Annotated in this window: 11 protein-coding genes; 5 read left to right on the top strand and 6 right to left on the bottom strand. The window is 58.6% G+C overall.

All coding sequences use genetic code 11. The annotated features are described in order from the left end of the window. The first annotated feature begins 11 nt into the window (after nucleotides 1-11). The 3 genes from QMG44_RS01270 to QMG44_RS01260 all read left to right on the top strand — a co-directional run bounded on the left by QMG44_RS01270 (nucleotide 12) and on the right by QMG44_RS01260 (nucleotide 2,324). Entirely contained in the window at nucleotides 12-785 is a 774-nt protein-coding gene (locus QMG44_RS01270) for a response regulator (RefSeq protein WP_086532849.1), read from the top strand. Nucleotides 786-1,112: 327 nt separating this feature from the next. Further along, nucleotides 1,113-1,586, top strand: coding sequence for a heme-binding protein (locus tag QMG44_RS01265; RefSeq protein WP_020885120.1), 474 nt, complete (start codon nucleotides 1,113-1,115; stop codon nucleotides 1,584-1,586). A gap of 45 nt (nucleotides 1,587-1,631) precedes the next feature. After that, nucleotides 1,632-2,324, top strand: a complete 693-nt coding sequence (locus QMG44_RS01260) for an outer membrane protein (RefSeq protein WP_086532850.1) — start codon at nucleotides 1,632-1,634, stop codon at nucleotides 2,322-2,324. Between the two features lie 156 nt (nucleotides 2,325-2,480). On the opposite strand, the gene QMG44_RS01255 is transcribed toward QMG44_RS01260, so the two are convergent. The 3 genes from QMG44_RS01255 to QMG44_RS01245 are packed head-to-tail and all read right to left on the bottom strand — an operon-like array spanning nucleotide 2,481 to nucleotide 5,546. Then, a complete protein-coding gene (locus QMG44_RS01255; protein ID WP_086532851.1) occupies nucleotides 2,481-3,347 on the bottom strand; it encodes an HlyD family secretion protein in 867 nt (288 codons plus the stop codon). Continuing rightward, the gene (locus tag QMG44_RS01250) at nucleotides 3,344-3,559 is read right to left on the bottom strand and encodes a DUF1656 domain-containing protein (protein WP_020885123.1); all 216 of its coding nucleotides are present in this window, start codon (nucleotides 3,557-3,559) and stop codon (nucleotides 3,344-3,346) included. Before QMG44_RS01250 ends, QMG44_RS01255 begins: the two co-directional genes overlap by 4 nt. Then, nucleotides 3,549-5,546 carry an FUSC family protein gene (locus QMG44_RS01245; protein ID WP_404997231.1) on the bottom strand — a complete coding sequence of 666 codons (1,998 nt, stop codon included), beginning with the start codon at nucleotides 5,544-5,546 and terminating at the stop codon, nucleotides 3,549-3,551. Before QMG44_RS01245 ends, QMG44_RS01250 begins: the two co-directional genes overlap by 11 nt. 76 nt (nucleotides 5,547-5,622) lie before the next feature. On the opposite strand from QMG44_RS01245, the gene QMG44_RS01240 reads away from it, so the two are divergent. Next, nucleotides 5,623-6,417, top strand: coding sequence for a helix-turn-helix domain-containing protein (locus QMG44_RS01240; protein ID WP_086532853.1), 795 nt, complete (start codon nucleotides 5,623-5,625; stop codon nucleotides 6,415-6,417). Here the strand turns inward: QMG44_RS01240 and QMG44_RS01235 are convergent. Next, nucleotides 6,414-7,304 (bottom strand): oxidoreductase, encoded by an 891-nt coding sequence (locus QMG44_RS01235; protein ID WP_032677591.1) that lies wholly within the window; start codon nucleotides 7,302-7,304, stop codon nucleotides 6,414-6,416. The two genes, QMG44_RS01240 and QMG44_RS01235, sit on opposite strands and share 4 nt — an antisense overlap. Nucleotides 7,305-7,447: 143 nt before the next feature. On the opposite strand from QMG44_RS01235, the gene QMG44_RS01230 reads away from it, so the two are divergent. Continuing rightward, nucleotides 7,448-8,569: a YbdK family carboxylate-amine ligase gene (locus QMG44_RS01230; RefSeq protein WP_025204771.1), complete on the top strand. Its 1,122-nt coding sequence runs from the start codon at nucleotides 7,448-7,450 to the stop codon at nucleotides 8,567-8,569. On the opposite strand, the gene QMG44_RS01225 is transcribed toward QMG44_RS01230, so the two are convergent. Continuing rightward, the gene (locus QMG44_RS01225) at nucleotides 8,520-11,654 is read right to left on the bottom strand and encodes an efflux RND transporter permease subunit (RefSeq protein ID WP_086532854.1); all 3,135 of its coding nucleotides are present in this window, start codon (nucleotides 11,652-11,654) and stop codon (nucleotides 8,520-8,522) included. The two genes, QMG44_RS01230 and QMG44_RS01225, sit on opposite strands and share 50 nt — an antisense overlap. Before the next feature lie 9 nt (nucleotides 11,655-11,663). Then, nucleotides 11,664-12,725: an efflux RND transporter periplasmic adaptor subunit gene (locus QMG44_RS01220; protein ID WP_032681515.1), complete on the bottom strand. Its 1,062-nt coding sequence runs from the start codon at nucleotides 12,723-12,725 to the stop codon at nucleotides 11,664-11,666. Nucleotides 12,726-12,728 lie beyond the last annotated feature (3 nt).

Genomic DNA, 12,728 nt, shown 5'->3' with positions numbered 1-12,728 from the left:
AAGGGAAAAATGTGACGGAATCCCCTTCGGCGGCGCGCCCGCTACGCATACTGACTGTAGACGATCACCCGGCAAGCCGGCTCCTGCTCAGGCAGCAATTGATCCGCCTGGGGTATGAGGTTGTCGAGGCAGAAAACGGCGAACAAGCCCTTGTGCGCTGGAGCGAACAGCAGGTTGATATGGTCATCACCGATTGTAATATGCCGGCGATGGACGGGCTAACCCTCACCCGGCTGTTACGGGAACGGCAGCAAAAACCGTTAATTATCCTTGGTCTCACCGCGAATGCTCAGCCCGAAGAGCGTAGCCGCTGTATTGCCGCAGGTATGGACGACTGCCTTTTCAAACCGCTCAATCTGAAGCAACTGGAGGCGGGTCTACAGCGGGTATCCCGAAAAGAGGCGACTACAAAACTTGCTGACCCGGAAGGCCTCGGCCAGTTTATCCGTGTGGACAATCTTCGGTCGTTAACCGGCGATGACAATACCTTATTGTTCACCCTGCTGAATGCCACGCGGGATGAAAACCAACGCGACATGCAACCCTGCCTTACGCTGGCCCGTCAGGGCGACTGGGCAGCGCTGGCGTATCACGTACATCGCCTGGCCGGTGCCGCCGATATCATTGGCGCAACTGCGATAGCGCAGCAGTGTCGCAGTCTTGAAAAGGCATGCGATGGGACAACGTTGCCCGTCGAGTCTGAAATTGTGCCCCGCCTCCAGGCCCTGCTCAGGGACGTCGCGGCGCTGAATCAGGCGATTACAGCCTTCACCACACCACGCTAACCTCAGGTTTACTTTTCTTCACACGCTGTCGAGCGGGCGCCTGCGCCTGGCCTGTCCTGTTTTTCACCGACAAGGACTACACGCCTATAGTCTTTCCCTTACACGCCTATCATCCTGCCCTCATGTATCTCACTGACCTGGAATTTATATAGTGACCCCGTTGTCACCATGGCAACGTTTTTGAAATAAAGAAGGTTGCCATGTTAAATAATTTATTTGAGACCACTACAACAGAACTGCGTTTTCTTATTCTGATGCTCTTGCTGATCAACCTCACGGGCGTTTTATTTTTATTATTTACGCCTCATTAATTAAAAGGTATTCCTTGTGAAAAAGACATTTCTTATTCTGCCTGTGCTCACAGCATTAACCATGACTGCGCACGCTAAATCATTGACGCAGTCCACCCTGTCTCTGGAACAGGCATCTGTACTCGCCAGCGAAGCCGTTAAATCGTGCAGCGCTAAAGGCTATAACGTCAGCGTGACGGTTGTCGATGCTGCAGGCCTCACCCGTGCGGTACAGCGTATGGATAACGCCGGGCCACACACCCTGACAGCAAGCTATCAGAAAGCGTTTACCTCTGCGTCCAGCGGAGCGGCGACCAGCCAGCTTCTGGAAAACTCAAATAAGTATCCGGCGGCGAAAAACCTCGGCGATATCCCGGGTTTCTTATTACTGGCTGGCGGCGTACCGGTTAAAGAAAATAACGCCACCATCGGTGCCATTGGTATTGGCGGCGCGCCGAGCGGTGATATTGATGAAGCCTGCGCACTCGACGCTATTAAAAAGCTGAAATAAGTAAAGCTATATGTCATTTATCGGAAAGATAAAAAGGAACTTATTATGAAAGTAACGCCACGTCTTTTATTCGCCTCTGTGATTTCACTGTGCGCTTCCGGCCCGGTACTGGCTGCCGAAAACGTTAAAGAAGGCTATTACGGTGCCCTGAACCTGATTGACACCCATCAGAAGGCCAAGAGCATGAACCTGAGCGAACGCCCGGGGATCGGTTCATTTGTGGCCGGGGACGAAAAAGAGCACAAGCTGAACGGTTCCGTGGCCGCCGGCTATCAGTTCGGCAATAACTGGCGTACCGAAGCGGAATATGTGTTTAAAGAAAAAACAGAATTCACCAGCGGATCTTCCACGTTTGCGACCAGTTTCAACCACATGAAAGTTGATTCTGAACGTGCAATGCTCAACGTTTATCGTGACTTTATGATCACCGACAAATTCGCCCTGTACGCAACGGCGGGTGCCGGTGTGGCGAAAGTGAAAGTGGGTGGCTGGCAGGGTAATGACACCCGCGAGTTCGCTGGCAACACGCAAACCAACTTTACCTACTCCGTGGGTGCTGGTGCATCTTATGAAGTTATTGACGATCTGACCCTGTACGCCACTTATCGTTATGTCGATATGGGCAATATCGAAAGCGGCCGTAACACCTTTGTCAACGCCCGCAGTCTGCAGGATGAAAACCTGCGTGGACGCCTGGTGAACAATGAATTTGTATTCGGCGTGCGCTACGTCCTGTAAGGCACGTTGACAGACAGTTTCATCACCCTCATTTCAGGTATTTTTCCTCTCTTTTATGCCACTTTGCCTGTCCTTACCGCCTGTCTGCCGGGCGGTAAGGTTTTTTTGCTCAAGAGCGCTCACCGATCGGATTTCCCTTCAGTACGCTGACGCCCCTCATTCCGGCACCACCTCCACGCTCGCCGACAACCCGGCTACCAGCTCAACCCCCTTCGGCAATGCATCAATATGTATGCGCACCGGGACGCGCTGCGCCAGCCGCACCCAGCTAAACGTCGGCTCGACGTCGGGAAGCCCAAGCCCGCCCGTCTCATCGTTGTTATCACCGATCCCATGGCCGATGCTCTCGACATGTCCGGCAATCACCGGTTCATAACCCATCAACACGATATGCGCCGTGTCCCCAACGCGAATATGGCGAAGTTTGGTCTCCTCGAAATACCCCACCACCCAGAAACTGTGCGCATCGACGATGGCGACCTTAGTCTCCCCCGCGGTAGCATAGTCCCCCGGACGAAGCCGCAGATGGGTGATATAACCCGAGACGGGAGCCCGTACGGTGGCATGGGACAAATTAAGCTCGGCCAGCTCCAGCGCGGCCTGCGCACCGTGATAATTCGCCACCGCGACGTTCGCGGCGCTGCCCGTTTGCTGTAAATCCTCGCTGGATATCGCGGCTTTAATCTGTGCGCGTCGTCTGGCGGCATCCTGTCGCATCACCATCTCATGCCGTCTGGATTCCACCTCCGCCTGCGCGCTGGCCACCGCCAGCGTGAGCCAGTGCGGGTCGATAGCGTAGAGCACATCGCCCCGGTTAACCCACTGGTTATCCCGGACGGCCACGCGGATTACCGGCCCGGATACGTCCGGCGCAATCTGTACCACATCCGCCCGCACACGGCCGTCGCGGGTCCAGGGCGTTTGCGCATAATGTTTCCACATCATAAAAGCCAGAAGCGTGGCCGCCGCGACGGCACATAACGTCAGCGCATAGCGACCGACCAGAGAAAGTAATGATTTCATCTAAATAACCCCAGCGCGGTCAGGCCCTGCATCAGCAGGAAAAAGGTGACCAGATAAGTTGAAACGTCCAGCAGCGGGCGAAAAGGCAAACGACGGTAGAGCCTGCTGAGGGATAAAAGCGCGATGAGTGCCAGCGTGCACGCCAGCGCCGCGAGCGCGGTGACAAGCAGTCCCGGGATAAAAACGCCCCCGATATTCAGATCATTGACCATCGTCTGCCCTCCGTAATGCGCAATGTAAATCCACCAGATGGCCGACAAACTGGCGCGTTTGTGCATCTGCGGCAGGCAAACAGAGGCGGATGTGGTCGGCGATGTGTTCACGCAAGGCGTCGGTGTCGTTCAGGTGATACAGGCGCGCGCTGATCTCTCTGCTCGCGGGCATATCGCAGCGGCGTAAATGCATCACCGAAAGGCCGATGCGCAGCGCGCGCAGCAGCGGGTTAAGCACCTGCTCTGAGGCACGTCCGCTGCGCTGCAGGCGCGGCAATAACAGGGCAGCGCGGTCAATCATCAGATTGGTCCAGTGCGTCTCATCCAGCAGAAGCTTGCCCTTCACGCTGCGACGAATATCGCGCTGGCACAGCGTGTGCAGACGTGCGATGGCCGCGTCGGCCTGCACGGTTTGCAGCAGGCTCATGCTGATAACAGCAAAGCCGGTTGCGGCAAACAGCGCAATGGCGGTATTGGCCGCCGAGGCAAAATCTCCGCTGTAGTGGGCACCCAGCTCGCACAACACCGGCAGCGTCAGGGTGATCCCCATCGCCATAAACGTGGTGTGAGGACGTGCCTGAAGCGACCCGGCCAGCAGATATACCGGCGCCAGCACGGCCACCAGCACGGGGAAATCGCTCACCTGCGGAAGCAGCGCAAAGCTGTACAGCAGGCTAATCAAGACGCCCCAGAACGAGCCAATAATGTATTTCACTATGTGCGGAGCCGGGGTGTCGAAACTGCCAAACAGCGTGCAGCAGACCCCAAGGATAGAGACCGCCGTGCTGCCATCGGGCCAGGCGGAGAAGATCCAGACCAGGCAGCCGCTCAGGATAATGGCGAACGCGCCCAGCGCGGTGCGGGCGGCAGTAAGAGGATCGCGATGAAAAACATACCCTTTAACTGCCCTGCCCGCCGTCAGTCCGTGGGCGGGCTTCGCATGGTGGATCGCATCAGAAAGACGTTCGCACTGCTGCAACAGCGTAATGGCCTGCGTCAGATAACGGACAAAACTGGCCAGCAGCGCGTCGTTCATCGTCCGGGCCTGTGCAGCGTAGCGCTCTGCGAGCTGTTCACTGCGTGCTATTAACGCATCTGCCGTGCTGTGGCGTGCAGCATCTTCATCCCCCAACCAGGCCTGAACGTCGTCGAGCAATACCTGCAACCCGGCAGGCACCGTCGCCGGTAAGCGATCGCGTAATTCACAGTTGACGATGACCAGCCGCGCCAGTCGGTCATGGATAGCCTTTCTGCCCTGCCGCACCGGAGCAGACAGGGCAAAATCATACGGAATATGGTGGCTTATGCCCTGCAGAAACTGCAGCGCCAGCGCCAGATGCAGCGGGTCTGAAACCGCGACGGGTTTGCCTGCGAGGGTGTCAGCCACCCGCTCACGCGCGGCGTGCAGGGTTTGCGATAACTTACTGTTGAACAGGCCGGAGATACGCGCGGGTAACACATAGCGATGTATCAGCGCCGCGCAGAAGATCCCAATGACAATCTCCTGCACACGGATAATGGCGATATTAAAAATCCCGCCGGGGTCGGATACCGCAGGAAAACCAATCAGGCTCGCAGTGTACCCGGCCAGCACAAAGGCATACGCCCGCGGGGTGCGCTCCAGCAGAGATAAATAGAGGCAGAACGTGATCCAGCCCGACAGCATCACGCTGCAGAGGATCGGCATATTGACGAAGACAGGTACGATGGCAACGGTGGCGCAGGCCCCCACAACGGTGCCGGCCAGACGATAGAGACTTCTGCTCAGCGAGGCCCCCACCGACGTCTGCGACACGATATAGACGGTAATAATGGCCCACGATGGACGTTCGAGGCCTATCGACAGCGCAATGTAGTAAGCGAGCATCGCCGCTGCAAAACTTCTCGCGGAATAGAGCAACGCACTGGCATCGTTACGCAGCACGGGAGATAACCGCTCACGCATGCCGCGCCACAAATAAGAATGAAAAGCGTTTAATGTGTTCATGCCAGAATTATTACTGGCTTGCGAACCCGCTTAAATACTCTATTCTGTCAAAAAATACCTAAATGTTGCCAGAAACGTGAAACCTCAACTTGCCAATACGCTCTTCGACCCTGACGCCACCGCATGCCCGGCCGTAGCCCGACATCTGGATTTCGTGGAGTACGCCGCGGAAGTGCCGATGCACACCCACCGTAAGGGGCAGCTGATTATTGCTTTGTATGGCGCGGTGATTTGTCATGCGGAAAATGATATCTGGATCGTGCCGCCAGACTGTGCCGTCTGGATCCCTGGCGGGATCGCACACAGCGCCAAAGCGACCTGGAATGCTCATCTCAACTATCTGTTTATTGAGCCCGGTGCCGCCGCGCTGCCGGAGAAATGCTGCACGCTGGCCATTTCCCCGTTAATCAAAGCGCTGGTTGACCGTTTGACACATGAACGCGTTGATTATCCGCCAGAGAGCCATGCCGCGCGGCTGACCAGAGTGACGCTTGATGAGCTCGCCAGCATGCCGCAGCAGAAGCTGAGCCTGCCCGTTTCAGCCCATCCCAAAATTCGCGCCATGGCCGACGCGCTGGTCAGCCATCCTGACGACAGAAGCACCCTGAAAGCATGGGCGAAACGGCTGGCGCTGAGCGAGCGCTCCTTTGCGCGTTTGATGGCGCGCGAGACCGGGCTGAGCTTTGGCCGCTGGCGTCAGCAGCTACAGTTGATTATTGCTCTGCAGGAGCTGGCAAGCGGTGTCCCGGTCCAGAACGTGGCGACAACGCTTGGGTATGAATCCGTGAATGCGTTTATCACCATGTTCAGGAAAGCCATGGGCACCACGCCCGCGCACTATTTTGCCGAACGAAAAGTCAGCGGCCGTTAACCCGGCCCTTCGCTGCCTGCAGCAAGCAGGGGAACCAGCACATCGCTAATCGGAACGGGAATACCGTGAGCACGACCATAGCGCTGGATCACGCCGTTGCGGATATCCCACTCCATGGGACGGTTGGCCTGACGATCGGCCAGGATAGACGTGCCTAAATCGGCAGGTGCGCGCTGGAAATTCGCCAGGATCTCCTGCGCAACGTCATCGTGCAGCACCGCGCCTTCTGCTCGGGCCACGGCAAGCCCCTCGCGCAAATACGCCAGCGCCAGCTCGCTGATATCCTCACGGGAGAACATCCCGGCACGACGATTCGCAAGCACCATCAGGCCTGCAACCGCATTTTGCAGCAGCTTGCGCCATGCGACGGTAAGAAAATCTGCCGACAAGTCTACTGCGCAGCGCGTGCCATTCAGCGCATCAGCCACCCGTTTTGCCTGCGGCACATCCGGCAGCGTCAACCGCGGACTGGCCCGCAGCCAGACTGACGCATCCGGCTCACGCTGCGCCGGGAACCAGACCACCGACGGCAGTACCGTCGCGCCATTGACCCACGGTGCCAGCTGGGCTTTTTGCTCGACGCCGTTTTGCAGCGCGCAAACCACCGTGTTTTCATCGCACAGCGCGTTCAGCCATCCCGCGCTGTCGGCGTTCTGGGTCGTTTTCACTGCGATAAAAACCAGATCGTACGGACGATCGATGACCGTCGGATCGGTTAATACCGGCCCGGGTACCACGATTTCCCCTTCATCGTGCCGCAAACGTAATTGCGGATGTGCGGTACGTCCGCACAGTTGCGGCGTGCGGCCAGCCTCATGTAGCACCGCAGCGATAGTGGTTCCGATTGCACCGGGTCCAATCAGCGCAATGGTTGGATAGTCAGACATTGTTAACTCCCCTGGTCGCTAAAGCCCTAATCAGTGTGCCGTGGCGTTCAGCATAGCCGCCACACGTCCCTTTATACCACCGCCTGAAGTGGGAGCCATACCCGTTGTCTATACTCATTTCATCTACGACAACGGAGTGCACCATGCCATTACCCGATTTCCATTCCTCTGAACCTTATACCCTTGGTATTGAACTTGAACTGCAGGTGGTTAACCCGCCGGGGTACGATCTGAGCCAGGACTCCTCCGCCCTTATCGCTGCCGTCAAAGACGACATCAAAGGCGGGGAGGTGAAGCACGATATCACCGAGAGCATGCTCGAAATCGCCACCGGCGTGTGTCAGAACATTGATCAGGCCGCCGCACAAATCTCGGTGATGCAGCAAAGTATTCTGCGCGCCGCTGCGGAGCAGCATATTCAGATCTGCGGCGGTGGGACGCACCCTTTCCAGAAGTGGCAGCGTCAGGAGGTGTGTGATGACGAGCGCTATAACGTCACGCTCGAACGGTTTGGCTATCTGATTTTGCAGGCGACGGTATTCGGCCAGCACGTGCATGTCGGGTGTCGGACCGGCGACGACGCTATTTATCTGCTGCATGGTTTGTCGCGCTTTGTCCCCCACTTTATTGCTCTGGCGGCGTCCTCACCCTATATGCAGGGTACGGACACAAAGTTCGCCTCGTCGCGACTCAATATCTTCTCGGGATTTCCGGATAATGGACAGATGCCGTGGGTGAACAACTGGCAGGAGTTCGAAGGGCTGTTTCGTCGTCTGAGCGCCACCAGCATGATCGACAGCATTAAAGATTTACACTGGGATATTCGCCCCAGCCCGCATTTTGGCACGGTCGAGGTGCGGGTGATGGATACACCGCTGACGCTCGGCCACGCGATCAACATCGCCGGGTTGATTCAGGCGACGTCTCACTGGCTGCTGACCACGCGGCCCTATAAGCATCAGGAAAAGGATTTTCTGCTGTACCGCTTTAACCGTTTTCAGGCGTGTCGTTATGGGTTAGAGGGCATTCTGACAGACGTGCAGACTGGTGAGCACAAAACCGTGGCGGAAGATATTGCGTGGCTGCTGGAGCAGGTTGCGCCGTCGGCCGAGAAGCTCGGCGCGACGAGCGCGATTAAGGAAATAGCCCTGATGTTAAAACAGGGCAAGAGCGAGGCGCAGCGCATGCGCGATTTTATCGCAGACGGCGGTTCGCTTATTTCTCTGGTTCAGAAACATTGCGAGCTGTGGGCGACGAGTCCGTAAGGCGATGCCCCCACTCACGCAGGCGCTGGAACAGCACAAACAGCGCCGGGATAAACAGAATGCCGACCACGGTGGCCACCAGCATCCCGCTGAACACCGTGGTGCCAATGATGCGGCGGCTCTGCGCCCCTGCCCCGGACGCCAGCATCATCGGCAGCACACCGATAATAAATGACACCGCCGTCATCATCACCGCCCGGAAGCGGCGGGAGGCACCTTCACGGGCCGCATCGACAATCGCCATCCCCTCATGACGCCGTGCGCGGGCAAACTCGACGATCAGGATCGCGTTCTTGGCCGCCAGCGCGATTAACAGCACCAGGCCAATCTGCACATACACATCGTTGGCGTATCCCGCGATCCACAGCCACACCAGCGCGCCCCCGATGGCGAACAGGACTGAGAGCATCACGCTCGCGGGCAGCGTCCAGCTCTCATACTGCGCGACAAGGAACAGCCACGCCATAACCACCGCGGCCAGGACAATCCAGATGGCCTGATTCCCGGTCTGCTGCTCCTGATAAGACATCCCGCTCCAGGCATAGTCGTACCCGGCAGGCAGGTTTTCCGCCAGAAGCTCGCTCATCACGGCCATCGCCGTGCTGCTGCTCACGCCGTCTGCCGCCGACCCGCTCACTGACACCGACGGGAACTGGTTGTACTGCTGCAGGAACGGTGCACCAACGGTCGGGGTAATCGTGACAAGATTACTCAGACGCACCCGCTCACCGTTATTGCTGCGCACGAACAATTCGCTGATTTGCCCGGCACGCTCGCGCCACTGCATTTCGTTCTGTACCACCACGTGGTAGACGCGGTTGTTAACGCTAAAATCCCCGGCACGCGTGCCGCCAAAGGCGGTTTGCAGGCTGCTGAAGATGCGCGAGACCGGCACGTCGAGGCGGGCAGCGCGCTCGCGATCAACGGTCAGCGTCAGCTGCGGCACGTTGCTGCTCCAGGTGGTAAACACCCGGTTAAGCTGCGGATGCTGGTTAGCTTTTATCAAAACGTTGCGGGTAACGCGTTCCAGCTCCGCCGGGCTTTGCCCCGCCTGGGCCTGAATACGCAGGTCGAAGCCGGAGGCGTTGCCCAACCCCGGCAACGTCGGCGGGGCGAAGGTCATGATGGTCGCTTCCGGCAGCGCCAGCAGCTGACGCTGCAGCGTTCCCATCACCTCATCAAGCGGCGGACGCTCCCCCCATGTCTTCAGCATGATGGAGATAAACCCGCCGTTAGACGCGCTGGTACCGTTGAGAATGTTAAAACCGGAGACCTGAATCACATCCTCGACCGCAGGGTGTCTGGCGATAAGCTCCCGCGCGGTGGTCATCACCGCTTCGGTACGCTCCAGCGACGCCGCTTCCGGCAGTTGCACGCTGGCGAAGAAGTAGCCCTGATCTTCCTGCGGCAGGAAGCCCTTTGGCATCGACATAAAGCTGAACACCACCACGCCCGCCGCGCCGGCCGTTGCCAGCAGCACCAGCCACGGACGGAGGTTGATGCAGTTAACGATGCGGGTATAAACGGTGCGCGTGGTATCCAGTCCGCGGTTGAAAACGCGGTAAACCGCAGCTGGCTTCTTCGGGCGCGGGCGCAGCAACAGCGCACAGAGCGCTGGCGTCAGGGTCAGCGCCACCAGGCTTGAGAGCGTGACGGCGGTGGAGAGCGTGACCGCGAACTGGCGATACAACTCCCCCACGATCCCCGGCAGCAGCGCCACCGGCACAAACACCACCAGCAGCACCAGGGTGGTGGCAATCACCGGCCCGGCAATCTGGCGCAGCGCCTGTGCGGTAGCCGCCGTGCGGCTTTGCCCTTCCGCCATTAGCGTTTCAACGCTCTCCACCACCACAATGGCGTCATCCACCACCATGGTGAGTGCCAGAATAATGGCGAACAGGCTGAGCGTGTTGGCCGAATAACCGAGGGTATAGAGCACCGCAAAGGTGCCGACCAGCGACACTGGAATGGCGAGCGCCACAATCAGCGTCGCACGCCAGCTCTGCAGAAATAAGGAAACCACCACCACGACGGCGAGCAGGGTCAGCGCCAGCGAGACGCCAATCTCCTTGATGGTCGCAGCGACGAAGGTGGTGGTATCGAATTTTACTTCATAGGTCAGATCGTCCGGGAAGCGTGCCGAAAGTCGCTCTAGCTCCGCGCGAACCGCATCGGCTACGCGCAGGGCGTTGGCGGACGGCGTAGGGTAGATGCCAAGATAGGCGGAGTCATGCCCGTTCAGCTGGGCGCCGGAGCTGTAGCTGCGCGACCCCAGTTCAATCGTGGCAACATCTTTCAGGCGCACCAGCTGGCCCATCTCCCCCGCACGGATAATGATGTCTGCAAAGTCCTCAGCCTGATTTAAACGCCCCAGCCCGTTAATCGTCAGGGTTTGCTGCTGGCCGTTAAACACCGGCGGCGTTCCGACCTGGCCTGCCGCCCCCTGGACGTTCTGCTCGCGTAACGCCTGAGCCACGTCATCGGTGGTCACGTTCAGGGCGTTCATGCGATCCGGACGCAGCCAGATACGCATGCTGTAGTCGCGTGCGCCAAACATCTGCACCTGCCCGACGCCCGGCAAACGCGCCAGCGCTTCACGCACCTGCGTGCTGGCGTAGTTACTGACGAAAAGCGGCGTGTGGGTATTGTCCGGTGAGTAAAGGCTTACCCCCATAATCAGATTGGTGGCGCGTTTACGCACCTGCACGCCGTTTTGCTGCGCCTCGGTGGGCAATTGCGCCACAGCCTGCGCCACGCGGTTTTGCACGTCGATGGCGGCCAGATCCGGATCGGTCCCTGCCGCAAATGTGATGTTCAGGCTGTAGGCACCTTCATCCGAACTGGTGGATTCCATATAGAGCATGTGATCCACGCCGTTAAGCTGAGTCTCCAGCGGCGTGGCAATGACTTCCGCCACGTCAGCCGAACTGGCACCGGGCCAGCTGGCGGAGACATTCACCACCGGTGGGGTGATCTGCGGGTACTGCTCCACCGGGATAATCTTCAGCGCGATGGCACCCAGCAGGGTTATCACCAGCGCAATCACCATCGCGAAGCGCGGGCGTTTGATGAAAAACGTCAGCATGATGGCTCCTTAATTCAGTATCTGGACGGCGGCGCCAGGCTGTACGCGCTGGGCACCGTCGGTGATCGCTCGCTCACCGGGATGTAAGCCGGATGAAATCTCAAACTGCTGGCCAATCTGTCCGGCAATCTTCAGCGGGCGTTTTTCGGCTTTGCCTTCTGCGTTAACCACCCAGGCAAAGAATCCCTCGCCGTTTTGCTGTACCGCCGCAGCAGGCACTGTCAGCACCGGCTGCGCGCTTGCCGGACGCAGGTAAACATTCACATTGCCGCCCGGCAGCAGCTGATGGCGCGGGTTGGCAAATTCGGCGCGCAGCATCACGCTGGCGGTACGCGGGTCGATACGATTGTCCACGGAGGTCAGTTCACCGCTCAGGCGCTGACCATTGCTGTCAATCCGCGCCTGCCAGGCGCGCTTCAGGGCGCTGATATCCGCATGTTGTCCGGCTTTGGTGGCAAACGCCCCCTCTTCCAGCGCAAAGGCGATACGGATCGGATCAAGCTGCACGACATCCACCAGCACGCCGCTTGACGGGTTCACCAGGCTGCCGGCATGGAACTGGCTGTGCCCCACTCGGCCATCAATCGGCGATGTGATGCGCGTGTACGCCAGCGTCACGTTACGGGTTTCGAGGCGAGCTTTCGCCTGCTCCAGCGCAGCGCTGGCGACATCGCGCTGCATGCGCGCGTTATCCACGTCGTGACGGCTGATGGCATTGCTGTTGCCCAGGCTTTCAAAGCGTGAAAGCTGCTGCTGCGCCTGACGCAGCGTGGCTTCCGCGCTCTTTACCTCAGCCTGTGCCAGACGCACGGCGGCGCGTGGCTCGGCATCGTCCAGCTCGAACAGCACGTCACCTTTTTTCACGTATTGTCCGTCGCGAAAATGAACCTGGGTAATCACGCCTTCCGTGCGCGCTCTTATCTCGACGGTATGAATGGCTTCAATGCGGCCAGGCACGTGCCGTTCAGCTGCGTGGGTCGTTTGCTCCACAACCGCCACGCGAACCGGAATGGCAGCAGCAAACGCGGGTTGAAAGAGGGCGAGGAGGACGAACAGGAGTGGGAATTTCATGGG

The sequence above is a fragment of the Enterobacter sp. 200527-13 genome, from assembly GCF_027924865.1.
GTDB lineage: Bacteria > Pseudomonadota > Gammaproteobacteria > Enterobacterales > Enterobacteriaceae > Enterobacter > Enterobacter ludwigii.
The sequence above is the reverse complement of the archived record's forward strand: the minus strand, read 5'-3'. Positions and strand labels throughout refer to the sequence as shown.

Bases quoted from the DNA above. Each gene is read 5' to 3' on its own strand.
- QMG44_RS01260 (WP_086532850.1), top strand. From the start codon at position 1,632: ATGAAAGTAACGCCACGTCTTTTATTCGCCTCTGTGATTTCACTGTGC.
- QMG44_RS01255 (WP_086532851.1), bottom strand. From the start codon at position 3,347: ATGAAATCATTACTTTCTCTGGTCGGTCGCTATGCGCTGACGTTATGT.
- QMG44_RS01250 (WP_020885123.1), bottom strand. From the start codon at position 3,559: ATGGTCAATGATCTGAATATCGGGGGCGTTTTTATCCCGGGACTGCTT.
- QMG44_RS01245 (WP_404997231.1), bottom strand. From the start codon at position 5,546: ATGAACACATTAAACGCTTTTCATTCTTATTTGTGGCGCGGCATGCGT.
- QMG44_RS01235 (WP_032677591.1), bottom strand. From the start codon at position 7,304: ATGTCTGACTATCCAACCATTGCGCTGATTGGACCCGGTGCAATCGGA.
- QMG44_RS01230 (WP_025204771.1), top strand. From the start codon at position 7,448: ATGCCATTACCCGATTTCCATTCCTCTGAACCTTATACCCTTGGTATT.
- QMG44_RS01225 (WP_086532854.1), bottom strand. From the start codon at position 11,654: ATGCTGACGTTTTTCATCAAACGCCCGCGCTTCGCGATGGTGATTGCG.
- QMG44_RS01220 (WP_032681515.1), bottom strand. From the start codon at position 12,725: ATGAAATTCCCACTCCTGTTCGTCCTCCTCGCCCTCTTTCAACCCGCG.